The organism is Duganella sp. OV510 (assembly GCF_900100205.1).
Lineage (GTDB): Bacteria > Pseudomonadota > Gammaproteobacteria > Burkholderiales > Burkholderiaceae_D > Rugamonas.
The window spans coordinates 19,376-44,641 of record NZ_FNEQ01000002.1 but is presented as its reverse complement, the minus strand read 5'-3'; the positions used below and the strand labels follow the sequence as shown (position 1 = coordinate 44,641).

Below are 25,266 nucleotides of genomic sequence, written 5' to 3'. Positions count from 1 at the left end.
AATCATTATTGTTAGGATGCGTTCTTTGCCAGCGATCGTTCAATTCCGAGAGCCAGCCGTATAACTCTCTCTCTTGGATAATTATGGTCGCTACCCATACGGGCGCCCGGCAGCAGGCCGCGCCTTTGTCTCTTCACGTCCGCTCCGCGCTGCTGGTCATGCTGGGCGTTATCACGACGCCTGCCTTTGCGCAGGAAACCAAATCCGCCGGCGAGCTGTCGGAAATCCTGGTGCAAGCCAAGCGCGACGACGCCAACTCCACCCGTAATGGCAGCACCACGGTGATCGGCGTGCGCCAGCTGGAACAGAACAGCGCGGTCGACATGGCCAGTATCGCCCGTTATTCGCCGCTGATCAGCGTGCCGGCGGCAGCCAGTGGCGGTGGCAGCGTGTGGGACAGCGCCGCCAATACCGGCTTCAACATCCGTGGTGTCGAAGGCAATCGCGTCAGCCTTGAACTGGATGGCATCTCGCTGCCGGACGCCGCCGGCAAGCCGGACGGTTCGACCAATAACGCCTTCGGCATCGGCCGCGACTATTTCGATCCGGAGACTTTCCGCGAAGTGCGAATCGGTTCCGGCGCCAGCCCGAGCGGCCCTGGTTCGCCAGGCCTGGGCGGCGCGGTATCGTTCATCACCAAGGCGCCGGAAGACTATCTGGACGGCACCCGCAAGCTGTACGCCGACTACAAATTCGGCTACACCTCGGACCGTGCCAGCCGCATGCACGCGGTCACCGCCGCCACCGAGATCAATCCGCACCTGAAGGCGCTGATTGTTGCCGTGCATCGCAGCGGTGAACACTCGGAAAGCCTGAGCACCGTGCCGATGAATCCGGACGACTGGAATTCGGACGCCGTGCTGGCCAAACTGAACTGGACCATCTCCAGGGAACACAAGCTGAACTTCACCGTCGACAGCTACAAGGCCGAACACGACCGCGAATACGACAACAAGACCAGTGCGCTGTATCCAACCGGCGTCACGCAGGAATCGAATACCAGGCGCACCCGCTTCAGCGTCGAGCACCAATGGACGCCAAGCGGCTTCGCGCTGCTGGACACGCTGGACACCAGGCTGTACACGCAAAAAGCCGAAGTGGAAGACCTGACCCATGGCGACTACGTCAGCGGTGGCCAGCGCTATGTGCGCGACATCAACACCGGCTACTACAACGACAGCAAGGGCCTGGCGCTGGACGCCACCAAACAGCTCAGCCCCGGCAATCTTCTGAGCTACGGCGTGCAGTACGAACGCCTGGAAAGCCGCCGTCCGTGGACCGAGGATCGGCTGGTGGTTGCCACCGGCGCGCATCAGTACACGAGCAAGTCGCGCATGGCCGACATGGACACCGACAAGTATGCGGCCTATGTGCGTGGCGAGTTCGGCTTCGCACTGGCCGGCCACCAGGCCACGCTGACGCCGGGCCTGCGCGCCGAACACCGCAAGCTGACGCCGAAGAATCTCGACAAGTACGTGGTTGCCGTGCCGGCCGCCGCCAAGGAAATCAAGGAGGACAGCGATTCCTTCCTGACGCCATCGCTGAACCTGTCGGTGGAGCTGGTGCCCAACTTCAACGCCTACGCGCAATATTCGCGCGGCACCCGTTTGCCATCGGCGGCCGAACGCACCGGCACCTACGATTCCTTCAGCTACACCAGCACCACCGGCTACGCCGTGCTGGGCAATCCGAACCTGGACAAGGAAACCAGCAACGCGTTTGAAGTCGGCCTGAAAGGTGCGCCTGCGCCGGGCGTGGAATTCAGCGTGTCGGCGTTCAATACCCGCTACAGCAACTTCATTGAATATGTGACGCAGCCGATCGACAGGGTCAACTACCCGACCATCGTGCAAGGCCTGTTCCGTCCGGAGAATATTGGCAAGGCCAAGATCTACGGCGTGGAATTCAGTTCGCGCTTCGCGCTCGGCCAGTGGCTGCAGGACATGAAGGGCTACAGCGTCAACGTAGCGGCCGGCGCGTCGAAAGGCACGTCGGAAAACACCGAGACCGGCAACAAAGCCGATCTGCCGTCGGTGCAGCCGTACAAGGCCAACGCCAGTTTCGCCTATGACGATCCGGGCCTGCGTGGTGGCGCCGCGTTCACCGCCAGCACCGCGCGCGGCAAGCGTGCCGAGAGCGATGTGCTGACCGGCAGCACCAACACCATGTTCGCTGTGCCGGGCTATACCGTGTTTGACCTGACAGCGTACTGGAACATCAACAAGCACGTCGTCCTCAGCGGCGGCATTTACAACCTGGGCGACCGGAAATTCTGGGACTACGCCTCGTCGCGCACCCTGGTCGCGGCAACTTCGGCGGCAACGCTGGCCGATATCGAACGTCAGGCGCGCCCAGGCCGCAACTATGCATTCAACCTCAAAGTGATTTACTAAGGAGCTAGCCCATGAAACCCCACCATCGATTTGTCCTGGCGCTGACCGGCGCCTTGCTGATCTCCTCTCTGCCGGCGGGTGCAGCCAGTCTGACCGAACGTTACGAAGCGCTGCGCGCTGCGGAACCGCGTCTGGCGCTGCGCGACGCTGCGGCCAAGCTGAACGTGTCGGAAGCGGAACTGCTGGCCGCCAACGGCATCGGCAAGACAGTGACCCGTTTGCAGGAAGGCGAGACCGTGCCGCGTGAAATCATGCGTCGCGCGCTGGACCTCGGCAAAGTCATGGCACTGACGCGCAATGAAAACGGCGTGCTGGAACGCACCGGCATCGCCACCAAAATGAAACCGCAGGAGCCGGTCACCGGCCTCGACGCGGACAAGGAAAAAGAACGGGAAGCGCGCATGCGCAACATCGCCGGCGGCTACCTGGGCGGCGAAATCGACCTGCGCTTCACCTTCAAGAACTGGAAATACGCGTTTGCGGTGGTCCAGCCTGGCAAGGATGGCGTAGTGTCGCGCAGCCTGCAATTCTTCGACCAGTACGGCAATGCGGCACACAAGGTCTACGTGAAGAGCGATGCCGGCGTGCCGGTGTTCGACAAGATCGTCGCCGACTTCCGCAATCCGGTGCAAAGCGCCGAGCTGAAAGTGGCTGCCGAGCCAGCCAAGCCGGCGCTGAAGCCGGACAGCGCGGTGGACGTGAAGGAATTCCAGCAGGCCTGGAACGAGATCAACGATGTGCACCAGTTCAACCGTCTGCTGAGCGAATTCGGCGTGACGCGTGAGCAGGGCCTGCGTCTGGGCCCGGCTGACAAGGTACAGCGCATTGCGCCGCTGGCAGTGCGCCAGCTGCTGGAGCAGGCAGCCAAGCAGCAAGTGGAAATCATGGCCTTCCTGGGCAATGATGCGACGATCCAGATCTTCAGCGGCAAGATCAACAAAGTGCAGGAAACCGGCGGCTACTTCAATGTGCTGGACCCGGAATTCAACCTGCACCTGCGCGACACCAACTTCGTCAGCGGCTATGTCGTCAAGCGCGCCGGCGTGGTCAACGTCGAATTCTACGACAAGGATGGCCGCGAAGTGGTCAGCTTCTTCGGCGTGCGCAGCCGCGAAAAACCGGTGCCGCAAGCCTGGATCGACCTGACCGCAGCGCTGCCAAAACTGGAAACGCCGCGTCAAGCCAGCAACTAAAACAAAAGGGGCCGCAAGCCCCTTTTTTGACTTCTGGCGCAGATGGGACTACTATTTTTCCATGAAACTCATCACCGGAAAAATCGTGTCTGGCCAGGTTGTCGTCGAGGATATGCCTTTTGACGAAGGGGCTACTGTCATCGTGCTTTCAGGTGAGGAGAGTGAGTTCGAGTTGACGCCGCAACAGGAGGCGGACATGCTGCTTTCCCTGGAGGAGGCAGACCGTGGCGAGACGGTGTCAGCATCCGACTTGCTGAAGAGTTTGCGTTCGCAAGCCTAATGCCCCAATATTCCGTCAGGATTACCTTTCGCGCAGCTGCACAAATACAGCAACTGTCTACGTGGTGGCAGCAGAATCGACTGTCTGCACCGGGAACTGTAGCTACTGAACTGGAGCGCGCGTTTGCGTTGCTCGAAGTAAATCCGAACTTAGGGGCGCGCACTCGCAATGCGAAACTGAGTGCTGTGCGGCGGATTCATCTCCCTAAAATCCACCATCATGTGTATTACCGCATACGCGGCAACGTGGTCGAAGTTGTTGCGCTTTGGCACACCAGCAGAGACGGAGTCCCGCCAGTGTGATCTTGCTTAGCCTAGGGCGGCGCGGCCTAGGGCGGGGTCGTCGGTGAAGAAGCCGTCGATGCCGGTGGCGATGTAGCGCTTTATTTCGGCGATGGAGCCGGCTTCGTTGCGGGCCGTCAGGGCACCGCTGCGGAAGTCGGCGGCGAGGAACTGGTTTTCTGGACGGAAGGTCCAGGGTTCCACGCGCAGGCCGGCTTTGTGCGCATCTTCCACCAGCGAGGAGGGCGCGGCCAGCGTGCCGTCCTTGTTCAGCGGGATGATGGCGCGCGTTGGCGGTGCGACGACGTCAGCGTACTGGGCGATATCGCGCAGGCCGGCCGGCGTGCACATTTGGGCGAAGGTCAGCGTGCCGCCTGCTGCCGCCACATCCATCGGACGCACGTTTTCACCGATGACCAGTTGCATCAGACGCAGATTGGCGCGGCGGCCCAGCTTGCCGCGCAGGTATTTCAGGTTGGCCACTTCAAACGACTGGATCTCGACCGGGTTGCGGCGCGTGTAGTCGTGTGCCGCCAGAATCGACAGGAAGCGGTCTTCCAGCGGCAGGCCGACACTGGCGAAGTAGGTGGAGTGCTTCAGCTCCGGCACGATGCCGATGATGCGGCCGCGCGCCGCCGCTTCGGCCGCCACGAAGTCGATCATTTCTTCAAACGTCACCACTTGGAACATGCCGTTGTACTGCGCGCTGCCCGGACGGTATTGCGGGATGCGCTCCACCGCGCGCAGCGTTTTCAGTTCGGCCAGCGTGAAGTCGTCGACGAACCAGCCTTCGTGCGTTTCGCCGTCGATGGTCTTGCGGGTCTTGCGGCTGGCGAATTCGGGACGCGTGCCGACGTTGGTGGTTTCGCTGAGGAAGGCTTCGTGGCGCGCGACCAGCACGCCGTCCCTGGTGCTGACCAGGTCGGGTTCCACGTAGTCGGCGCCATCGGCGATGGCTTTCGCATACGCGGCCAGCGTGTGCTCGGGACGTAGCGCGCTGGCGCCACGGTGGCCAAATACCAGCGGGCGGCCAGTGCCGGCGCCGACCGGGCCCACGCCCGGCAGGCCGGACTGGTCGCCTGCCACCGGCCCGGCTGCGAACGCCGCCGCCGGCAGCAGCAACGACGAACCTGCTGCCGCAGCGGTTGCCGCCGCCGCCGCTGTCTGGATGAAGCCGCGACGCGATAGTCGCTGCGGTAAATAAAGTTTGGTCATCAGAAGTCCGCCATCAAAGTCAGGAAGCCCTGACGAGGTGCAATCGGGAAGGTATTGTACGTGCCGCTGGCCGCGCCGACTACTACGTTGAGGTCGCCCTTGCGATCGGTCAGGTTGGTGACGTTCAGGCGATAGCGCGCGTTCCTCACCCAGCCGCCATTCAGGAATGGCAGCTTGCCCGACACGCCCAGGTTCATCAGGAAGTAGCTCTTCACCTGCAGGTCGTTGGTGTAGGTGGCGTAGCGCTTGCCGACGTAGTCGCCGCCCAGCTGGAACTCGGTATCGGCCAGGTTCAGCGTGGCGACGAATTTATCCATCCACTCCGGGCTGCCCGGGACTTTCTTGCCGGCGGTCGGCACCACGGCGTTGCCGTTCATGTAGTTGTCGTCGTATTTCGACTGGTTGTACGACAGCGCGTTGTACAGCGAGAAGGTACGGCCGAAGTGCAGCGTGCCGGAGAAGTCGATGCCGTTGGTCTTGACCGCGCCAACGTTGGTCAGCACCGCCAGGTTGCCGCCGATAATCGACGAGATCACCGAGGTCGGGCTGATCTGCAACAGGCGGTCCTTGAAGTTGACGTGGTAGACGTTGATCTGGCCATCAAAGCCGGTCAACACGTCGCCGTTCAGCTGGTGGCTGGTGCGCAGGCCGGCTTCGTAGGTGATCGAAGTCTCAGGCTTTGCAGTCGACTTGAACAGGTCGAACGCGCCCTGGCTGGACAAGCTCCATGGCGATGCGCCGCCACCGCCGTAGGTGACGAACTGGCGCATATTCTTCTGGATGTTGAAGAAAGCCTGGTCTTGTGCCGTGATATCCCAGCGGCCGCCGATCTGCGGCAGGAACCATTTCTTGGTGTCGATCTTGCCGACTGGCAGGGCGGTCGAGTTGGCGATCGCGCCGTTCTTCGGCTGTACCGGGAACTGGCCATCGGCAAATTGCAGGCTCGATTTGAAGCCGGCTTGCAGCGACAGGTCAGGGCGAATGCGCCATTCATCCTGCAGGTGCAGCTGCACCACCTTGTTGTCGATCTCGCTACCGTACTGGGTGATCAGCGGATTGGCCGGACGGTCGTATGGCGAGCTTGGATTGTTGACATCCAGCGCGTACCAGCGGCGATACGCCGACGAACGGTTGTGCTCGAACCACAGGCCGGCTTGCAGATTGTGGTCGCCCAGTTCGGTCTTCAAGGTCGACAGCCAGCCGTTGCGGTTGATTTCGTATTCGGTGGTGCGGGTGGCGTAGCCCGAGTTGCCGAACACCTGTTTCAGGTTCTGGCCGGGGAAGTAGACCGCGAACAGTGCCGGCAGGCCAGCTACGCCGATCGGCCCAGCCACCACGCCGACGCCATCATCGTTGTGGTAGTAGACCTGGTTCGACCAGGTGGTCGCCTCGCCCAGGTTCATGTCGAACTTGGCGTAGGTCAGATAGTCGGTACGCTGCGCGTCGCTGTAGTAGTTGCGGTAGTTGTTGCCTTCCGCAGCCGGCGTAGCGCCGGTGGCCGACAGGTAGCCCAGCGCCTGCTGGAAGTTCGGATACATGAACGGACGGGTGTAAGGCTGATACTTCTCGGTGGCCGAGCGCACGGTGCTGTCTTCGTTCGGCTCGATCTTGTCCGAGTACGCGACGTACAGCGTCAGCTTGCCCAGGCTGCTGTTGTTGATGAACTTGGCATTGATCTGGTCGCCGCCCTGGCGGCCGTCGAAGTCCCAGGCTTTCTGCTCGTGGTGCGTGGCGGAGATGTAGGCGCTGTTGCCGTCGCCGAAGTTGCCGGTGTCGTAGCGCAGGAAGGTGCGCGAGGTCTTGTAGCTGCCGACCGTCTGCTGCGCCGAGAAATTGGCGTTCGGCAGCGGGTTGCTGGAGAAAGTCTCGATGGTGCCGCCCAGGTTGCTGGTGGAAGCGGTGGCCAGATCGCCGGCGCCCGACGACAGGATCACGCGGCCGACGTTTTCGCTGATGACGGCGCGCTGTGGCGACAGGCCGTTGTAGTTGCCGTATTGCTGGTCGCCCAGCGGCACGCCGTCCATGGTGTAGCCCAGTTGCGAGCCGCTGAACCCGTGGATGAACAGCGACAGGTTTTGCTCGTTATTGCCCCACGGGTCGGCGGTCTGGAAGCTGACGCCTGGCAGCGTGTGCAGCGCTTTCAGCGGATTCACGCCCGGCAGTATTTTCTGCATCTCGTTCTTGCCCAGTTCAACCGACGAACGGGTCTTGCGAGTGGCGACTTCAACGCTGGCGATCGGCGCGGCGGCAGCGGCTTCCGTGACTGTTTCAGCGGCGGGCGTGTCGGCCATGTCGGCAACTGCGGCTGCAACGTTGGCGGCCATGGCCAGCATAGGGATGCTCAGTGCGGCAAAACGGACGACGGAGAATTTTTTGTTCATTATTTGCTCAGGTTGATGGATGAATAACGCTGGGCATCATAGGTGTGGAGTGTGACCGGATCATGACGCGCACATGCGTTACACTGCTGTCTGGAAATAAGGAGATCGCAGATGCGGAGATTTTTGTTGGCAGCCTTGCCACTGGTGTTGACAGCCTGCTCAATCGACCAGTCGAAGCTGGGCCACTTCGTCACCCAGACCGTGCAGCCCGGTATGCCGATGGAGCAGGCGCTGGTGCGCATGCAGGCCGAGGGCTTTTACTGCAACGCCGGCAGCGACGTTGGTGTGGTGACGCCGTGTACGCGCACCTACAAGCGTCCGTTCCGCCGTGATTGCCTGGAGCGGGTAGACCTGGTGCGCAGCGCCACCGCTGCTAAAACCGTCGGCGCGATCGACGTGCTGGAAGTGAAGTGCCCCGGATGATGAAGCGCCCCCGTTTTTTGCCGGATAACTTTACGCTGGCCATGATCGTTACCGTGATCGCGGCCAGCCTGTTTCCCTGCCACGGCCAGGGCGCCGTGATCTTCAACAACGTCACGCACGTGGCGGTGTCGCTGCTGTTTTTCCTGCATGGCGCCAAGCTGTCTCGCGAGGCGGTGATTGCCGGCGTCACGCACTGGCGCCTGCACTTGCTGGTGATGCTGTGCACATTTGCCTTGTTCCCGTTGCTGGGCTTGCTGCTGAAGCCGGTACTGACGCCGCTGGTGACGCCGGACCTGTACCTGGGCATCCTGTTCCTGTGCATGCTGCCGTCGACCGTACAGTCGTCGATTGCGTTCACGGCGGCGGCGCGCGGCAATGTACCGGCGGCGATTTGCAGCGCCTCGGCGTCGAACCTGTTCGGCATCTTCATTACACCGGTGCTGGTGGGCTTGCTGACCACGGCGCAGATGTCGGGCGGCTCGCCGCTGGCGTCAGCCTTGCAGATTGCCTTGCAGCTGCTGCTGCCGTTCATCGCTGGCCAGGTGGCGCGGCGCTGGATCGGCGCGTGGGTGGAAAAGCACAAGCCGTTGACGCGCCTGGTCGACCAGGGCTCGATTCTGCTGGTGGTGTACACCGCCTTCAGCGAGGCGGTAGGCGAGGGGCTGTGGCATCAGGTGTCGTGGGGCACGCTGGCCGGCCTGATGTTCATCAATGTGCTGCTGCTGGGATTGGTGATGGCGATTAGCGCGCAGGCGGCGCGGCGCCTGGGCTTCAATCGCGAAGACCGGATTGCGATCGTGTTCTGCGGCTCCAAGAAAAGCCTGGCCAGCGGCGTGCCGATGGCCAAGGTCCTGTTTGCCGGCGGCGCGCTGGGCGCCGTGGTGCTGCCGCTGATGCTGTTCCACCAGTTGCAGCTGATGGTCTGCGCCGTGCTGGCGCAGCGCTACGCCAAAGAAGTGGATTAGTGCTTGGCGTCGCCGGCAGGGATCAGGGTCTCGACTGGCGCATCGCTGGCAAACAGCTGCGCGCAATCGACCTTGTCGTACTCGTAGTGCTGGCCGCAGAAATCGCAGTTGACGCCAACATGGCCTTGCTCCGCGATGACGCTTTCCACTTCCTCACGGCCCAGCATCTTCAGCATATTGCCGACTTTCTCGCGCGTGCAGCTGCAATGGAATTGCGGATGCAGCGGATCGAACACGCGGATGGTCTCTTCCCAGAACAGGCGCTGGATCAGCACGTCGATGCCGGTTTCCAGCAGCTCCTGCTCCTTCAGCGTTGAACCGAGGATGACGGCGCGGTTCCAGGTTTCCAGCGCTTCTTCCTCGTTCAGCGGTGTGGCTTCAGCCTTGCCGCCGTGGTAAGGCAGCTTTTGCAGCAGCAGGCCGCGCGAGACATTATCGTCAGCCGCCAGCCACAGCCTGGTGTCCAGCTGTTCCGAACGCAGCATGTAGTTTTCAATGACGGTCGCCACGTCGTCGCCGTCCAGCGGCACGATGCCCTGGTAGGGCTGCTGGCCCGGCACTTTTTCCAGCGGGTCCAGCGTGATGACGAAGCGGCCCTTGCCGTGCGCGTTCAGCAGCGAGGTCAGCGTGGCGTCGTCGGCCACCGTCTCGCCAGGGCTCAGCTTGGCGGTAGCGCGCAGGCGCAGTTCGGCGTCGCATTCGACCACCAGCAGGCTGACCGGGCCGTCGCCATGAATTTGCATGATGATGGAACCGTTGAACTTCAGGTTGGCCGACAGCAGCGCGGCGGCAGCCGTCATGTGGCCCAGCACTTTCTTGACCGGGGCAGGGTAGTCATGCCGTGCTTGTACTTCACGCCAGGTGGCGGAGATGTCAATCAGCTCGCCACGCACGGCGGCGTTGTCGAAGATGAATTTCTGCAGGGTGTCCTGGCCAGTGGTGGTTGGGGTGATGCTCATTGTTTTATCCGATCTTTTTGAGTTGCGTCTTGAACAGTTGACCGCGTTTGACATAGCTGTCTGCGCTGCCTTGCAGCGCGGCGACTTCTTCCGGCGTCAGTTGGCGCGCGACCTTGGCCGGCGCGCCGATAATCAGCGAGTGGTCCGGGAATGTCTTGCCTTCGGTGACCAAGGCGCCGGCGCCGACCAGGCAGCCATTGCCGATCTTCGCGCCATTCAGGATCACCGCCTGGATGCCGACCAGCGACCCGTCGCCGATGGTGCAGCCATGCAGCATGGCCTGGTGGCCGATGGTCACGTTGCTGCCCACGGTGAGCGGGTAGCCCATGTCCGTGTGCATGACCGTGCCTTCCTGCACATTGCTGTTGGCACCGATGGTGATACGCTCGTTATCGCCGCGCAGCGTCGCGCCGAACCACACCGAGCTGTGCTCGTGCAGGCTGACCTTGCCAATCACAGTGGCAGTATCGGCAACAAATGACGATGCAGCAATCTCGGGCGTGTGATCGCCCAGTTGGTATATTGACATTGGAACCTGGCTGTGTGCGGTGGGATGACGCTATTTTACGCTTGCGCGCATAGCGAACGGTCGTGCTATTATTTTGCTTTACGGCTAGCAAGGTTCCGATATGGCGCCAGCCCACCCATTTTCAAGGTCATAGAAATGAGCCAGCACACTTCTTCCCGTTCCGAATTCCTGACCATCCGCGGCCTGCGCTGCCATGTGCGCCATTGGGGCAAGGAAGGCGCGCCCAAGCTGTTCATGCTGCACGGCTGGATGGATGTTGGCGCCTCGTTCCAGTTCGTGGTGGATGCGCTGAAGGGGGACTGGCACGTCATCGCACCGGACTGGCGCGGTTTCGGCCTGTCGCAGCGCAGCGGGCTGGATACCTATTGGTTCCCGGATTACCTGGCCGACCTGGACGCCATCCTGCGCCATTACTCGCCGGACCAGGCGGTATATCTGCTGGGGCATAGCATGGGCGGCAACATCGTCGGCCTGTACGCCGGCGCACGGCCGGAGCGCATCCGCAAACTGATTAACCTGGAAGGCGCCGGACTGCGTGCCGCCAAGCCGGAGCAGGCGCCGGGCCGCTACGCCAAATGGATGGACAGCCTGCTGGAACAGCCGGAAATGCGCAGCTATCCGACCCAGGCCGCCGTCGCCGCGCGCCTGCAGAAAACCAATCCACGCCTGAGCGACGACAAGGCCGCCTTCCTGGCGCAGCACTGGTCGGCGCAGAATGATGCGGGCGAATGGGAAATTCTCGGCGATCCGGTGCACAAGCAGGCCGGCCCGCTGCCATATCACGTCGATGACGTCATGGCCTGCTGGCAGGCGATCACCGCGCCAGTGCTGTGGGTGGAAGCCGACCAGACCAATATGTGGGACTGGATGGGCGCGAAGCCGGCCGGCCGCGTGGAACTGGAGCGCCGCCTCGGCCACCTGCGCGACGTTACCAAAAAATTGGTCTGCGACGCCGGCCACATGCTGCACCATGACCAGCCTCAAGCACTGGCGCAGATGATAGAGGAATTCCTCGCCAGCTAACCATGTACAATGCCTGATATGAAAGTCGATCTGCATTGTCATTCCAACGTCTCAGATGGCGTCCTTGCTCCTGCTGCCGTGGCGGAAACCGCGCGCAAGGCGGGCGTGGATGTGTGGGCGCTGACTGACCACGATGAGGTCAGCGGCATTCCGGCCGCGCGTGCGGCGGCAAAAGAGCAGGGCATGCGCTTTGTTACCGGCGTCGAAATCTCGATTACCTGGGCGAATGAAACCGTCCACATCGTCGGCCTGCAGTTCGATGAGAACAATCAGGCGCTGGTCGACGGACTGGCCTGCACCCGCTCCGGCCGCGACAACCGTGGCCGCGAGATCGCCAAACAACTGGAGCTGATCGGCATTGAAGGCGCCTATGAAGGCGCGCTGAAGTATGTCGGCAATCCGGACCTGATGTCGCGCACCCACTTTGCGCGCTACCTGGTGGAAATCGGCGCCTGCGCCAACACCGGCGAGGTGTTCAAGAAATACCTGTCTGAAGGCAAGCCGGGCTACGTGCCGCATTGCTGGGCGACGCTGGAACAGGCGGTCAACTGGATACGCAACGCCGGCGGCATTGCCGTCATCGCGCATCCGGGCCGCTACCGCTTCACGCCGCTGGCGCAGGGCGAGCTGTTCGGGCAATTCAAGCAGCTGGGCGGCAGCGCCATCGAGGTGGTGACCGGCAGCCACACGCCGGACCAGTATCCGGAGTATGCGCAGTTGGCCAATTATTACGGCTTCCTGGCGTCGCGCGGCACGGATTTCCATGCGCCGGGCGAATCGCGCGTGGATTTCGCCGCGCTGCCATCGCTGCCCGCGAATGTGACGCCGGTCTGGCACGATTGGTTCTAAGCGCGGGTTCTGAGCGCGGTAATCCGCCCGCTGGATTACCGTCGAGCACCATCTTGATTTTGCGTTAAGCCGGTCTTACCTTATCATCTGGGGCTATTGCCCGTACTGGAGACCCTTACATGAAACGCATAGTCCTGTTTATCGCCACCAATTTGGCCGTGATGCTGGTGCTGTCCATCGTCCTGTCGCTGCTGGGCATCGGCCGTCCAGGCTCAGGCGGCGAGCTGCAACTTGGCAGCCTGCTGGCGTTTTCGCTGGTGGTCGGTTTTACCGGCGCCATTTTCTCGCTGCTGATTTCCAAGCCGATGGCCAAGTGGTCGACCGGCGCGCGCGTGATCGACAATCCGTCCAATTCCACCGAGCTGTGGCTGGTGAATACCGTGCGCACGCTGGCCGAGCGCGCCGGCATCGGCATGCCGGAAGTGGCGGTTTATCCAGGCGAGCCGAACGCCTTTGCCACCGGCGCGTTCAAGAATTCGGCGCTGGTCGCCGTCTCGACCGGCCTGCTGGAAAGCATGAACCGCGACGAAGTCGAGGCCGTACTCGGCCACGAGGTGGCGCACATCGCCAATGGCGACATGGTGACCATGACGCTGATCCAGGGCGTGACCAATACCTTTGTGGTGTTCCTGGCGCGTATCGTCGGCTTCTTTGTCGACAATATGCTGAACAAGGGCAACGAAGAGCGCCGTGGTCCCGGCATCGGCTACATGATCACCGTGTTTGTCTGCGAGATCGTGTTCGGCCTGCTGGCCTCGATCATCGTGGCCTGGTTCTCGCGCCAGCGCGAATTCCGCGCCGACGCCGGCTCGGCCAAGCTGCTGGGCAGCACCGTGCCGATGCAGCATGCGCTGGCGCGCCTGAACGGCGTTGAGCCTGGCACCTTGCCGCAGTCGTTTGCCGCGTCCGGCATCAGCAGCGGCCGTGGCGGCTGGGGCGCGCTGTTCTCGACCCACCCGCCGTTCGAGGAACGCATTGCGGCGCTGCGTAGCGTACAATCGTAAGGTATGAGCCAATTCTTCCAGGTCCACCCGGTCAATCCGCAAGCCCGCCTGATCAAGCAGGCGGCGCAAATCATCCACGGCGGCGGCATCGTCGCCGTGCCGACTGATTCCTGCTACGCGCTGGTCTGCCACCTGGACGACAAGGGCGCGGTCGAGCGCCTGCGCCGCATCCGCCGCATCGATGAGAAACATCACCTGACGCTGCTGTGCCGCGACTTGAGCGAGCTGGGCGTCTACGCCCGCGTCGACAACCGCCAGTTCCGCCTGCTGAAGGCGGCTACGCCAGGGCCGTTCACCTTCATCCTCGAAGCCACCAAGTGCGTGCCGCGCCGGCTCAGCCACCCATCGCGCAAGACCATCGGCCTGCGGGTGCCGGAAAGCCCCATCATCAGTGCGCTGCTGGCCGAGCTGGACCAGCCGCTGCTGGGCAGCACGCTGATCATGCCAGATGAAACCGAGGCGCTGAACGATGCCGACGTCATCTGCGAGCGCCTCGGCAAGCAACTGGAGCTGGTCATCGACGGCGGCGCCTGCAGCATGGAGCCGACCACGGTGATCGACCTGACCGGCGCTGAAGCCGTGCTGGTGCGCCAGGGGCGCGGCGACGCGGCGGCCTTCGGACTCTGAACCATCCCACATCAGGCGAGGGCGCCGGCCTTTGACGGCGCCGCAAGTAGGCAAGCCAGCCTCTGGTAAAATCACGCTCCATGGATATAGATAGCATTATTCAGACCGCTACGGTCTACGCCATTCCTGTTCTTTTTGCAATTTCCCTGCATGAAGCCGCGCATGGTTATGTTGCCCGATATTTCGGCGACCCCACTGCCGCCAATCTTGGCCGGCTCACCGCCAATCCGCTCAAGCATATCGACCTGTTCGGCACCATCATCCTGCCGCTGCTGCTGGCGGTGGCGACGCTGCCGCCGCTCGGCTTTGCCAAGCCGGTGCCGGTCGACTACGGCAACCTGCGCAATCCGAAAAAACAGATGGCCTTCGTGGCCGCTGCCGGGCCGGCTGCCAACTTCGCCATGGGCTTGGGCTGGACCATGTTGTGGGTGGTCCTGACCTATGTGTTCAAGATGGAGCAAAGCGATTTCTTCATCCAGATGACGCGCGCCGGCATCTACGTCAACTCGGCCATGTGCGTGTTCAACCTGCTGCCGATCCCGCCGCTGGATGGGGGCCGCATCGTCACCGGCCTGCTGCCGATGTCGCTGGCCCGTCCTTATGCGCGCATCGAGCGCTACGGCGTGTTTGTCTTCATTGGCCTGGTGCTGATGCTGCAGTTCGGCCTGCTGACCGGCTTCCTGGTGCGCGGCATGCACCTGGTGCAGGGCGCCTGGCATGTGCTGGTCTATCCGCTGATGGCGCTTTTTAGCTGAGCCTGCCATGTACCCCGATCGTGTCGTCTCTGGCATGCGTCCCACCGGCTCCATGCATCTGGGCCACTATCACGGGGCGCTGAAAAACTGGATCAGGCTGCAGACCGAACTGCCGTGCCTGTTCTTTGTGGCCGACTGGCACGCGCTGACCACGCATTACGACGATCCCGGCGTCATCGAGCGCAGCACCTGGGACATGCTGGTCGACTGGCTGGCAGCCGGCATCGACCCGTCGCAATCGACCTTGTTCATCCAGTCGCGCGTGCCGGAGCACGCCGAGCTGCACCTGCTGCTGTCGATGGCCACGCCGCTGGGCTGGCTGGAGCGCGTGCCGACCTACAAGGACCAGATCGACAACCTGTCGAACAAAGACCTGGCCACCTACGGCTTCCTCGGCTATCCGCTGCTGCAGGCGGCGGACGTGCTGATCTACCGCGCCAGCCAGGTGCCGGTGGGCGAGGACCAGTTGCCGCACATTGAAATGATGCGCGAGATCGCGCGCCGGTTTAATCACCTGTACGGCAAGGAAAAAGGTTTCGAGGAGAAGGCGCAGAAAGCGGTGAAAAAGCTGGGCAGCAAGCGCGCCAGACTGTACAACGAACTGCGCACCGAATACCAGCAGGATGGCAAGGACGAGGCGCTGGAGCAGGCCAAGGCCATGCTGGACGACGCCCAGAGCCTGTCGCTGGGCGACCGCGAGCGGCTGTTCGGCTATCTGGAAGGCAGCCGCAAATTGATCCTGGTCGAACCGCAGGCGCGCCTGACCGAAGCCTCGCGCCTGCCGGGGCTGGATGGGCGCAAGATGTCCAAGAGCTATGGCAATGCGATTGCGCTGCGCGAGGACAAGGACTCGGTCAGCAAGAAAATCAAGACCATGCCAACCGACCCGGCGCGCGTGCGCCGCAGCGATGCCGGCGACCCGGCGCGGTGCCCGGTCTGGCAATTCCATCAGGTATATTCCGACAAGCCGACCCAGGAATGGGTAGTCAAGGGCTGTACTTCGGCCGGTATCGGCTGCATTGAATGCAAGCAGCCGGTGATCGACGCCATCATCAAGGAACAGGAGCCCATGCACGAGCGCGCCCAGCCGTATCTGGACGATCCATCGCTGGTGCGCGCCATCGTTGCCGACGGCAATGACGTGGCCCGCAAACTGGCGCTGGAAACCATGCGCGATGTGCGCGAGGCCATGGGCCTGGCCTATACGTAAAAGCAGGTAAAAACATATGAGTGATCAAATCTCTTCGTGGGTGCAACGTTACGCACCGCTGGTCCCCGGCGGCGCCGTGCTGGACCTCGCTTGCGGCAACGGCCGCCATTCGCGTCACATGGCCGCACTGGGGCATGAAGTGGTGGCAGTGGACCGCGATCCGGCTGCGCTGGCCGCCACTTGTGGCCAGGGCATTACCACCAGCGCCATCGACCTGGAAGAAGAAGGCGCCGCCTGGCCGTTTGGCCCGCACCGTTTTGCCGGCATCGTGGTCACAAACTACCTGCATCGCCCGTTATTTTCCGGCATGCTGGCCAGCCTGGCGCCGAACGGCGTGCTGATTTACGAGACCTTCGCCGACGGCAACGGACAGTTCGGCAAGCCTTCGAATCCGGACTTTTTACTGCAGCCGGGCGAGCTGCTGGCGCTGGCCACCGAGCATGGGCTGCGGGTGGTGGCCTTTGAAGACGGCATCATCGATAGCCCAAAAGCTGCCATGGTGCAACGATTGTGTGCCGTCAAGCCCGAATTTCCCCGCGAGGCGGCGCTTTTACCGCCATTTTGAGCGCCGATTTGTCCGCCGGAATGCACCACGCGCGCGACCTATCGACTACAATCGTTGTTTTAATACTTTACGCAGTGATTTCCTATGATTAAGGGCAGCATCGTAGCAATCGTCACCCCGATGCACGCAGACGGCAGTCTGGACTTTGAGGGTTTGCATCAGCTGATCGACTGGCACATTGCCGAAGGTACGGACAGCATCGTCATCGCCGGCACCACCGGTGAATCGGCCACCGTCAGCGTGGAAGAGCATTGCGCCCTGATCAAGGCCACCGTGGCGCACGCCAAGGGCCGCATCCCGATCATTGCCGGCGCTGGCGCCAACTCGACCGCCGAAGCGATCAAGCTGACCCGTTACGCCAAGGAAGCAGGCGCTGACGCCACGCTGCAAGTGGTTCCTTACTACAACCGTCCGACACAGGAAGGCATGTACCAGCACTTCAAGGCCATCGCCGAAGCGGTGGACCTGCCGGTGATCCTGTACAACGTGCCGGGCCGCACCGTGGCCGACATGAGCAACGAGACCATCCTGCGCCTGGCCGAGATCCCGAACATCGTTGGCGTGAAAGATGCGACCGGCAACATCGGCCGCGGCTACGACCTGCTGCGCCTGGCGCCGAAATCGTTTGCCGTCTATTCGGGCGACGATCCAACCGCGATGGCGCTGATGCTGGCCGGCGGCGCCGGTAATATCTCGGTGACTGCCAACGTGGCGCCGCGCGCCATGGCCGACATGTGCCGCGCGGCGATGGCCGGCGACGTCGCCACCGCAGTCGCGCTGAACAATAAAGTTTTCCCGCTGCACCAGAAACTGTTCATTGAACCGAATCCGGTGCCGGTCAAGTGGGCGCTGGCGGCCATGGGCAAGATGCCATCCGGCATCCGCCTGCCGCTGGTCCAACTGGCCGATGGCTACCACGAGGCAGTACGTTCGGCCCTGCGAGAAGCCGGCGTGCTGTAATATCCGTAGCGACAAGCAACTAGCCCCGACCTGGTCGGATCATATTTTGCTGCACCTCAGCTTCTTAAAACAGTAACGACATGACTATTCGCAAGACAGCTTTCATTTCCTCGCAGCGCGCCCTGGTGGCCGGCGCCGTGGTGGCTACCGTGACCAGCCTGACGGGCTGCGGCATGCTTGGTTCGGTGATTGGCAACGACAAGGTGGACTACCGTTCCGCCAAGAAGGCCAGCACGCTGGACGTGCCGCCGGACCTGACGCAACTGCAGAAGGATAACCGCTATTCGCTGCCGGATTCGAACAACGGCGTGGCCACCGCTTCCGGCTACAACGCCTCGAAGGCCGCCCAGTCGGGTGCGCTGAACCAGGTGGTGGTGCCAGGCCAGCCGGCCGCCGGCACCGTGGCGCAGACCGCGCTGAGCGATATCAAGGTCGAGCGCGACGGCAACCAGCGCTGGCTGGTGATCAAGCAGACGCCGGAGCAGCTGTGGCCGCAGCTGAAATCGTTCTGGGAAGATTCGGGCTTCACGCTGTCGCAGGAATTGCCGACGGCAGGCATCATGGAAACTGAGTGGAACGAGAACCGCGCCAAGATTCCGCAGGACTGGATCCGCAACACCATCGGCAAGGTATTTGACTCGGTGTATTCGAGCGGCGAGCGTGACAAGTTCCGTACCCGCATCGAGCGCCGTGCCGACGGTTCGAGCGAGATCTACATCAGCCATCGCGGCGTGCAGGAGGTGTCCGTCGGCGCCGAGAAGGAAAGCACCAAGTGGATGGCGCGTCCTAACGATCCTGGCCTGGAAGCCGAATTCCTGGCGCGCATGATGAACAAGCTGGGCAATGGCGGCGAACAGCTGGCGGATGCCAAGGGTGCTGTCGACAGCGCGATTGTGCAGCCTCAGCACGCTTCGCTGGTGGGCGCTGGCGCCGACCGCGTGGTACAGGTCGACGAGGGCTTCGACCGCGCCTGGCGCCGTGTCGGCCTGGCGCTGGACCGTGCCGGCTTTACCGTCGAGGACCGCGACCGCACCCAAGGTATTTACTTCGTCCGCTATATCAACGATACGGCGGAATCGAAAGGCTTCTTCAGCAAGCTGTTTAGCTGGGGTTCGTCGGACGAGGCGGAGAAAGAAGCGCAGCGTTACCGTATTTCGGTCAAGGCGGCTGAGGGTAATACCAGCGTGGTCAAGGTATTGAGCAATGCCGGCGCGACTGAAACCGGCCCGGTCGGAGAAAAGATTCTGACCCTGCTGCACGAACAGCTGAAATAAGATTCGCCGCTAATGCGGCGAAAAAAACCGCCAGCCTGAACGCGTTCAAGATCGCGCTCTGTGCTGGCGGTTTTTTTATTCGCCCGAGATATTAATCGATCAATCTGCGGACGAAAAAAAACCGGCCTGAAAGGCCGGTTTTTTTCTCAAGCTGATATTACTTCGATGCAGCTGGAGCCGAAGCGGCTGGAGCAGCAGCGTCAGCTGGAGCCGAAGCGGCTGGAGCAGCAGCGTCAGCAGCTGGAGCTACTGGAGCAGCAGCGTCAGCAGCTGGAGCTGGGGCAGGAGCAGCGGCTTCTGGAGCAGCTACTGGAGCTGGAGCAGCAGGAGCTTCTTCTTTTTTCGAGCAAGCAGCCAGAGCCACAGCCAGCAGGGAGGCGATCAGCAGGGATTTTTTCATGGGTTTTCCTTAGTTAATTCAAAAATTAAACACAGTGTTGCGATTAATAATTACCGGTAATTATCGCTCAATTAGGTCGTCTTCGAAGGCTTTCGTACCTTAAAAGGTGCCTGCCAGACAACGGAAACTTCCTAGCCGAATATTATAGCGATTTTTAGTGCATCGCAATAGTTCAACAAGCCTAACACTCAACTATTTTGCGGTATCGCAACATTTCGTTTAGGACCTGCTTGCGGCTAAGTCCATAGAACTACCGTGTTGACAGCATTTTACTCCCAAACTGCTCATAATCCAGTTGAGTTTGCGTACAATCCGGCGCTTGATTCTAACCAAATTGTAAGGAAACGTTCCAGGCTGATTTGCAGGTCTTGAGGCCCGTTAAAAACGGCTTCTCCACGGAAATGATCGGCATGGAAACGGCGGACAATATCGCGCTGATCGGCGATGCAGAAAGAGTCGGTTAACTGGCGTAATTGCGCTGGCGTGCGGCGCACTTCGATCAGGTGGCCATAATCTTTGATCAGGTGCAGAAAGCGTGGCGCGTCGCGTTCGACCGGCTTGCCGTCGTGGGCGACCAGTTGCAGCCGGCCGCCGCCCTGCAAGAAGCGGCGCAACTGGGCATCGGTGGCGCTGCTGCCCAGTTGCCAGATACTGAAATCCGGGTCGAACATTTGCAGCGTCTGTTCGGCGCGCGCCAGGCAAGTGGCCAGGTGCTGCTGGAATTCCACCCGCATGCTGAAGGGAATGACCTGCCTGTCCATCTTGCCTCCGCGTGATTTAGCCCAGTTCGGCCCAGCCGTCCTGATACCAGGTGTACAGCGCTTCCAGCACGTCGTCCGAAGCGGCGGCGAATTCTTCCGGCGCCAGGCGGCGGTTGTTGGCCAGCGCTTCCAGCGTCGCCTTGTCGGCCTTGCCGACGCCGAACGATTCGCCGTTGATGAAGACGTTCTTGCCGCGATAGAGCATCTGCGTCTTGCGCGACAGGACCAGGCCTTTTTTCATCACCGCTTCGCCGAACTTGCCGACGGTGAGCGGCTTGGCCGGGGCGGTGAAGAACACATTGTGCTTCGGTTCGGACAGGTACTCGCCCAAGAAGATGGTGATGTCTTCTTCGGTGAAGCGCACCTTGTTCAGTTCTTCGGCGAGGTCGGTCAGCATCTGGCGCGGGATTTCAGCCGGCTTGTCGGTGGCTTTCAGGTCCGGATCTTCGTAACGGCCCGGCAGGTCGATCGAGTCGGCCATGAACTGCAGGAAGCCTTCGCCCAGTTCCTGGTAGGACGGCAGGCGGAAGCCGATCGAATAGGTCTGGCAGTCGCCGATGGCGATGCCGTCGTGCGCGTATTGCGGCGGCAGGTACAGCATGTCGCCCGGATTCAGCACGAATTCCTCGTCCGGCTCGAAGTTGGCCAGAATCTTCAGCGGCAGGCCTTCGATCAGCGTCAGGTCTTTCTGCTTGCCGATGCGCCAGCGGCGCTGGCCCTGGGCCTGCAGCAGGAACACATCGTAGGAGTCGAAATGCGGACCGACGCCGCCGCCATCGGTGGCAAAGCTGATCATCAGGTCGTCGAGGCGGGCATCCGGCAGGAAGCGGAACTGGCGTAGCAGCGCATCGGCCTTGGCGTCGAACAGGTTGACGCCCTGGACCAGCATGGTCCATTCTTTCTTGTCGCGCGGCGGCAGTGATTCCAGCGGGCCGTGTTGCAGCGACCATGCGCCGTCGAAACCGGTGACCAGGCGCGATTCGGCATGGTTGGTGGAGGCCAGCTTGGCCAGCGCGTCAAGGCTCAGCAGCGGCTTGAAGCCGGGGATGGCGTTGCGGATCAGGAGTGGCTTTTTATGCCAGTAGTCGCGCAGGAACTGCGCAGGCGTGATGTCGCCGAGGAGCGGTAATTTGTTCATACCGCATTATAAACCCCCAAGCGATAGAGGGGTCTGACCCCGTACGGGGTCAGACCCCGCAGCATATCGACGTGCGGGGTGCCAATCAGCGCGTGTGGAGCCACTTTGCATGGGCGGCGCGGGCCAGCCAGTCCAGCGCGAAGCCGAGGATGCCGATCAAAACGATGGCTGCCATCAGTTCGTTGTACGCCAGCCGGTCGCGCGCGTCGAGGATGAAATAACCCAGTCCCGCCGATACGCCCAGCATCTCCGCCGGCACCAGTACAATCCAGATGATGCCGATCGCCAGCCGCACGCCGGTCAGGATGTCGGCCGTGATCCCCGGCAGCACCACCCGCAGCACCGTTTCGGTCCGCGTGGCCGACAGGCTGCGCGCCAGCAGCAGCCAGTTTGGATCGAGCCGGGCGACGCCGGTGGCGGTGTTCAGCAGAATCGGCCACACCGCCGCAAACGCCAGCAGGAAGTACACCGGCGCGTCGCCGACGCCCAGCGTCATCACCGCCAGCGGCATCCACGACAGCGGCGACACCATGCGCAGCAGCTGGAACAGCGGCATGGTGGCTGCCGCAAAGCGCTTCGAGCTGCCCACCAGCACACCGAGCGGAATACCGATCAGCGCCGCCGCCAGCAGGCCGTAGCCCACGCGCCGCAGACTCAGGCCGATATCACGCCAGATGTCCGGGCCTTGCAGCATCTGCAACAGCGCCCGGCCCGCCTCCAGCGGCGCGAAGGCGGCCGCGATCGGCGTGTCCTTCTCCAGCGCGGTCACGCCGGTTTGCCACAACAGCAGCGCCGCCGCAAATCCCAGCAGCGGCAAACCAAAACGACGAAGCAGCATCAGATCGCCAGCGTTTCAGTGCGCAGCAGGTTGGCCGGCAGGCCGAACGCTTGCGGGCCGCCGACTGCGGCAAGCGCCTTGCGCACGAAGCGGTCATCCACCAGATCCTTGGCGACGAAGGCTGGATCGAGTTTTTGCAGGAAGCCGGTGTCGCCTTCCACGCGCACTTTTTGCAGCGCGCGCACCATCTGCTCGGTGTACGAGGCAAACGGGTAAGGCTGGAAGTCGATGCGGCGCTGGTTCCAGTCCTTGTGCACGATGATGCCGCTCTTTTCGTAGTCGGCATAGTCGGTCACGGTCAGTACCTTGGACAGCACTTGCAGCGCGTGCGGCGTGTATTTGTGGCTGTCGCCATTCGACAGCAGGCGCGCGGTGTCGAGCTGGTTGGAGCGCGTCCACAGCTGCGCCTTGACGATCGCGTTGGTGACGCGCTGCGCCCATTCCGGACGGGTGCTGATGTCGCGCTCCGACAGGAAGGTGACGCAGCAGGCGTGATTCTTCCACACGTCGCCGGAGAAGCGCAGCACCTTGCCGACGCCGGTGGTTTCCGCCAGCGCGTTGAACGGCTCGGCGACGATGAAGCCGGCGATCGACTTGCTGGCCAGCGCCGACACCATCTCGGCTGGCGCCAGCACCACCAGGTTGACTTCCTTCGGACCGATATTGCCTTCGCGGCCCTTGCTCACCACCGACAGGCCGTTCTTGGTCAGGATCTGTTGCAGCAGCACGTTGTGGATCGAGTACCAGAATGGAATCGCCACCGTCTTGCCACCCAGGTCGGCGACCGAGTTGATGTCCTTGGCGACGGTCAGCGCCGAACCGTTGATGTGGTTCCACGCCACCACCTTGGCCGGGAACTTGGCGCCGTAGCGCACCGACATGGTGGCGGGCGACAGCAGGTGGATCACGTTGACCTGGCCTGACACGAACGCCTCGATGATCTGCGCCCAGCTGCGGAACAGGCGTGGCGTTTCAGCTTGCAGGCCTTCGGCCTCGAACAGCTTGCGGCCATGCGCCACCAGCAGAGGCGTGGCGTCGGTGATCGGCAGGTAGCCGATCTTCACCGGCTGGTCGTCGCCTTTCGGGCCTTGCTGCGCCATGGCGTCGCCGGCGAATAGCAGCGGCGCGGCCACGCTGGCGGTGCCCAGCGCCGATACGCGCAGGAAGTCGCGGCGGGTCATGCCGCAGTCGCAATCGGAGGAAACGCAGATGTGAGGTGGCTTGGTCATATGGTGCTTTCTGTGGATGTTGATGCGGTGGTGCTGACGCCTTGCAGGGCGGCCAGGATATCGAGGCGCAGCTTGCCGAGGGCATCGCTGTCGGCCAGGCGCGGACGCGGCAGGTCGACCTGCCATTCGCGCACGATGGCGCCGGGACGGCCGCCCATCAGCACGATGCGGTCGGCAACCAGGAGCGCTTCATCAATGTCGTGCGTGACCAGCAGCGCGGCGGTGTGCCAGCGGTGGACCACGTCGACCAGCAGGGTTTGCATGTCGGCGCGGGTGATGGCGTCCAGCGCGGAGAAGGGCTCGTCGGCAAACAGCAGTTCCGGTTGGCGCGCCAGGGCGCGTGCCAGGGCGACCCGTTGCGCCATGCCGCCGGACAGCGCGGCCGGATAGCGCTTCTCGTTGCCCGCCAGGCCCACGGCGGTGATGGCGTCCTGTACGCGCTGTTCGTGCTGCTGGCGCGTGATCTTCGGCTGCCGTGCGAAGTCCAGTCCGAAGCCGACGTTGGCCGTGACGTTCAACCAGGGCAGCAGGCTGGCTTGCTGGAAGACGAGGGCGCTGCGTGGATTCGGCTCGGTCAGCGGCGCACCGAGGAACTGGACGGCGCCGGCGCTGGGTGGCAGCAAGCCTGCCAGCACGCGCAGCAGCGTCGACTTGCCGCAGCCGCTGCCGCCCAGCAGCGCAACGATTTCGCGCGGACGTACGCCAAGCGTGATGTCTGCAAACGTGTTGCTAGCGCCGCCGTAAGCAAAGGACAGGCGTTCGGCATGCAAGGCCCAGCCATCATTCGCCGAGCGTGGCGCCGGCTGTGTGCCGAGACGCGCCGCAGTGCCGCCCTGAATATCGCCGGTGCGGCCGGCTGCCGCAGCGTGGTCCGGTGTATCGCCGGCGCGGCCGGCTGCCGCTGCGCCGGAAGTCGCGGCGTCGCGTGCTGGTTCCGTGGCGCTCATTGCGTCGCTGCGGCGTGTTTGGCCAGCGCCGCTTGCAGTTGCGTGATGCTCGGCGTGATCACCGGAATGAAGGCCGATTCGCGCCAGCGGCGCGCGAAGCCATCTTCCTCCTGCGTCAGGTAGGCGTGGCCGCCCTTGGCTTGCAGCTCCAGCGTGACCGCCTGCTGCACCAGCTCCGCAAGCGCGATGCGCAGCTTGAACATCTGCGGCGCGGCGCTGACGAAGCGGCCATCGGCTACGCCATCCAGCAACTGTTGGGTGACGCCGGCCAGTGCCTGCCGGGCGTTGGCGATGCTGTCGCTCAGCTGTCCGCGGCCATGCGCCGCCACCGCCGCAGCCTTGTCCAGCGCGGCCGTCGCCAGTCCCAGCGACATCCCGCACTGCATGCCAAGGAAGGCCGGACGCACGCGCGCCAGCCACTCCGGCGCCTGCGTGGCGATGATGTAATCAGCCGGCGCCTTCACGTTGTCCAGCTGTATCGCAGCGGTATGGCTGCCACGCAGCGCGATCAGCGGCAGGTTGGTGCTGCGCTGCACGCCGGCGTCGTCACTGGCGAACATCGCCACCAGCGGCGTGGCGCCGTCGACCGGCGCCACTGCCGCCGCCGCGACAAAGCGTTGCGGCCACAGATTGGTGATCCACGCCAGTTTGCCGTTCAGTACCCAGTCATCACCGTCGGCCTTGGCTTGCACCGACAAAGGCTCCATGCCGGACAAGAATTTCATGGCATTCGACAGGCCGGTGGCGCCGGCCAGCGTACCGTCCAGCAGCGACGGCAGCAAGCGGTCGCGCAAGGCGGTGTTAGGGCTCTGCAGCAGGTATTCAATGAAGCTGCGCTGGCCCCAGTAGACAAAGGCCGCCGTCACCGAGTAGCGTGCCACGTCGGCGATGCCGAGGATGGCGTCGCGGACATCGTTATGCACGCCAGGCTCGCCGCCGAGCGCCAGTGGCACGCCTGCGCGGAAGCAGCCATGTGCGGCCAGCGCCGGCATCACCTGGTCATTCAGCGTTTCGGTCTGGTCCAGCGTGTCGGCATTCTGCGCCAGCCAGTCGTGCAGCGCAGCCAT

General features: G+C 62.8%; 26 protein-coding genes. 16 read left to right on the top strand and 10 right to left on the bottom strand.

Annotated features, from left to right (window positions below; genetic code table 11):
* Nucleotides 1-83: 83 nt before the first annotated feature.
* The 4 genes from BLS51_RS07300 to BLS51_RS30615 all read left to right on the top strand — a co-directional run bounded on the left by BLS51_RS07300 (nt 84) and on the right by BLS51_RS30615 (nt 4,168).
* On the top strand, nt 84-2,393 hold the full coding sequence (locus tag BLS51_RS07300) for a TonB-dependent receptor domain-containing protein (protein WP_090182128.1): 2,310 nt from the start codon (nt 84-86) through the stop codon (nt 2,391-2,393).
* 11 nt (nt 2,394-2,404) lie between these two features.
* Nucleotides 2,405-3,586: a hemin-degrading factor gene (locus tag BLS51_RS07295; protein WP_090182131.1), complete on the top strand. Its 1,182-nt coding sequence runs from the start codon at nt 2,405-2,407 to the stop codon at nt 3,584-3,586.
* Between the two features lie 61 nt (nt 3,587-3,647).
* Nucleotides 3,648-3,866: a hypothetical protein gene (locus BLS51_RS07290; protein ID WP_090182134.1), complete on the top strand. Its 219-nt coding sequence runs from the start codon at nt 3,648-3,650 to the stop codon at nt 3,864-3,866.
* Complete coding sequence (locus BLS51_RS30615) at nt 3,866-4,168, top strand: type II toxin-antitoxin system RelE/ParE family toxin (RefSeq protein ID WP_090182136.1); 303 nt, start codon at nt 3,866-3,868, stop codon at nt 4,166-4,168. The genes BLS51_RS07290 and BLS51_RS30615 overlap by 1 nt, the downstream gene beginning before the upstream one ends.
* 6 nt (nt 4,169-4,174) lie before the next feature.
* On the opposite strand, the gene BLS51_RS07280 is transcribed toward BLS51_RS30615, so the two are convergent.
* Together BLS51_RS07280 and BLS51_RS07275 are read right to left on the bottom strand one after the other, a co-directional pair.
* Nucleotides 4,175-5,362, bottom strand: a complete 1,188-nt coding sequence (locus tag BLS51_RS07280) for a glycerophosphodiester phosphodiesterase (RefSeq protein WP_139168670.1) — start codon at nt 5,360-5,362, stop codon at nt 4,175-4,177.
* Nucleotides 5,362-7,743: a TonB-dependent receptor gene (locus tag BLS51_RS07275; protein ID WP_090182141.1), complete on the bottom strand. Its 2,382-nt coding sequence runs from the start codon at nt 7,741-7,743 to the stop codon at nt 5,362-5,364. The genes BLS51_RS07280 and BLS51_RS07275 overlap by 1 nt, the downstream gene beginning before the upstream one ends.
* A 126-nt stretch (nt 7,744-7,869) precedes the next feature.
* Between BLS51_RS07275 and BLS51_RS07270 the strand changes: the two genes are divergently transcribed.
* Both BLS51_RS07270 and BLS51_RS07265 read left to right on the top strand, forming a co-directional pair.
* Nucleotides 7,870-8,166, top strand: a complete 297-nt coding sequence (locus BLS51_RS07270; RefSeq protein ID WP_229208057.1) for a hypothetical protein — start codon at nt 7,870-7,872, stop codon at nt 8,164-8,166.
* Nucleotides 8,166-9,131, top strand: coding sequence for a bile acid:sodium symporter family protein (locus BLS51_RS07265; protein ID WP_090182255.1), 966 nt, complete (start codon nt 8,166-8,168; stop codon nt 9,129-9,131). The genes BLS51_RS07270 and BLS51_RS07265 overlap by 1 nt, the downstream gene beginning before the upstream one ends.
* Here BLS51_RS07265 and hslO read toward each other — a convergent pair.
* Together hslO and BLS51_RS07255 are read right to left on the bottom strand one after the other, a co-directional pair.
* A complete protein-coding gene (gene hslO, locus BLS51_RS07260; RefSeq protein ID WP_090182146.1) occupies nt 9,128-10,090 on the bottom strand; it encodes an Hsp33 family molecular chaperone HslO in 963 nt (320 codons plus the stop codon). The two genes, BLS51_RS07265 and hslO, sit on opposite strands and share 4 nt — an antisense overlap.
* Nucleotides 10,091-10,094: 4 nt before the next feature.
* Nucleotides 10,095-10,619 carry a gamma carbonic anhydrase family protein gene (locus tag BLS51_RS07255; RefSeq protein WP_090182148.1) on the bottom strand — a complete coding sequence of 175 codons (525 nt, stop codon included), beginning with the start codon at nt 10,617-10,619 and terminating at the stop codon, nt 10,095-10,097.
* Nucleotides 10,620-10,754: 135 nt separating this feature from the next.
* On the opposite strand from BLS51_RS07255, the gene BLS51_RS07250 reads away from it, so the two are divergent.
* The 10 genes from BLS51_RS07250 to BLS51_RS29665 all read left to right on the top strand — a co-directional run bounded on the left by BLS51_RS07250 (nt 10,755) and on the right by BLS51_RS29665 (nt 19,303).
* Entirely contained in the window at nt 10,755-11,642 is an 888-nt protein-coding gene (locus BLS51_RS07250; protein WP_090182151.1) for an alpha/beta fold hydrolase, read from the top strand.
* 9 nt (nt 11,643-11,651) lie between these two features.
* The gene (locus BLS51_RS07245; protein WP_090182153.1) at nt 11,652-12,491 is read left to right on the top strand and encodes a 3',5'-nucleoside bisphosphate phosphatase; all 840 of its coding nucleotides are present in this window, start codon (nt 11,652-11,654) and stop codon (nt 12,489-12,491) included.
* 119 nt (nt 12,492-12,610) lie between these two features.
* The gene (htpX, locus tag BLS51_RS07240) at nt 12,611-13,495 is read left to right on the top strand and encodes a protease HtpX (protein ID WP_090182156.1); all 885 of its coding nucleotides are present in this window, start codon (nt 12,611-12,613) and stop codon (nt 13,493-13,495) included.
* A gap of 3 nt (nt 13,496-13,498) precedes the next feature.
* Nucleotides 13,499-14,122: an L-threonylcarbamoyladenylate synthase gene (locus BLS51_RS07235; RefSeq protein ID WP_090182158.1), complete on the top strand. Its 624-nt coding sequence runs from the start codon at nt 13,499-13,501 to the stop codon at nt 14,120-14,122.
* Between the two features lie 80 nt (nt 14,123-14,202).
* Nucleotides 14,203-14,877, top strand: coding sequence for a site-2 protease family protein (locus tag BLS51_RS07230; protein WP_090182160.1), 675 nt, complete (start codon nt 14,203-14,205; stop codon nt 14,875-14,877).
* 7 nt (nt 14,878-14,884) lie between these two features.
* The gene (locus tag BLS51_RS07225; RefSeq protein ID WP_090182163.1) at nt 14,885-16,087 is read left to right on the top strand and encodes a tryptophan--tRNA ligase; all 1,203 of its coding nucleotides are present in this window, start codon (nt 14,885-14,887) and stop codon (nt 16,085-16,087) included.
* A gap of 16 nt (nt 16,088-16,103) precedes the next feature.
* Nucleotides 16,104-16,652, top strand: a complete 549-nt coding sequence (locus tag BLS51_RS07220; protein WP_090182165.1) for a class I SAM-dependent methyltransferase — start codon at nt 16,104-16,106, stop codon at nt 16,650-16,652.
* An 84-nt stretch (nt 16,653-16,736) separates the two neighbouring features.
* Complete coding sequence (dapA, locus tag BLS51_RS07215; protein WP_090182168.1) at nt 16,737-17,612, top strand: 4-hydroxy-tetrahydrodipicolinate synthase; 876 nt, start codon at nt 16,737-16,739, stop codon at nt 17,610-17,612.
* An 80-nt stretch (nt 17,613-17,692) separates the two neighbouring features.
* Nucleotides 17,693-18,886 (top strand): outer membrane protein assembly factor BamC, encoded by a 1,194-nt coding sequence (gene bamC, locus BLS51_RS07210; RefSeq protein WP_175472532.1) that lies wholly within the window; start codon nt 17,693-17,695, stop codon nt 18,884-18,886.
* 60 nt (nt 18,887-18,946) lie between these two features.
* On the top strand, nt 18,947-19,303 hold the full coding sequence (locus BLS51_RS29665) for a hypothetical protein (RefSeq protein ID WP_175472531.1): 357 nt from the start codon (nt 18,947-18,949) through the stop codon (nt 19,301-19,303).
* A gap of 267 nt (nt 19,304-19,570) precedes the next feature.
* Here BLS51_RS29665 and BLS51_RS07200 read toward each other — a convergent pair whose 3' ends face one another.
* The 6 genes from BLS51_RS07200 to BLS51_RS07175 form a co-directional block, all read right to left on the bottom strand.
* Nucleotides 19,571-20,047: a DUF7931 domain-containing protein gene (locus BLS51_RS07200; protein ID WP_090182172.1), complete on the bottom strand. Its 477-nt coding sequence runs from the start codon at nt 20,045-20,047 to the stop codon at nt 19,571-19,573.
* Nucleotides 20,048-20,063: 16 nt separating this feature from the next.
* Nucleotides 20,064-21,185 (bottom strand): cupin domain-containing protein, encoded by a 1,122-nt coding sequence (locus BLS51_RS07195; protein ID WP_090182174.1) that lies wholly within the window; start codon nt 21,183-21,185, stop codon nt 20,064-20,066.
* 85 nt (nt 21,186-21,270) lie between these two features.
* Entirely contained in the window at nt 21,271-22,023 is a 753-nt protein-coding gene (locus tag BLS51_RS07190; protein ID WP_090182175.1) for an ABC transporter permease, read from the bottom strand.
* A complete protein-coding gene (locus BLS51_RS07185; RefSeq protein WP_090182176.1) occupies nt 22,023-23,252 on the bottom strand; it encodes an ABC transporter substrate-binding protein in 1,230 nt (409 codons plus the stop codon). Before BLS51_RS07185 ends, BLS51_RS07190 begins: the two co-directional genes overlap by 1 nt.
* Complete coding sequence (locus tag BLS51_RS07180) at nt 23,249-24,199, bottom strand: ABC transporter ATP-binding protein (RefSeq protein WP_229207521.1); 951 nt, start codon at nt 24,197-24,199, stop codon at nt 23,249-23,251. The genes BLS51_RS07185 and BLS51_RS07180 overlap by 4 nt, the downstream gene beginning before the upstream one ends.
* A complete protein-coding gene (locus BLS51_RS07175; RefSeq protein WP_090182177.1) occupies nt 24,196-25,266 on the bottom strand; it encodes an acyl-CoA dehydrogenase family protein in 1,071 nt (356 codons plus the stop codon). Before BLS51_RS07175 ends, BLS51_RS07180 begins: the two co-directional genes overlap by 4 nt.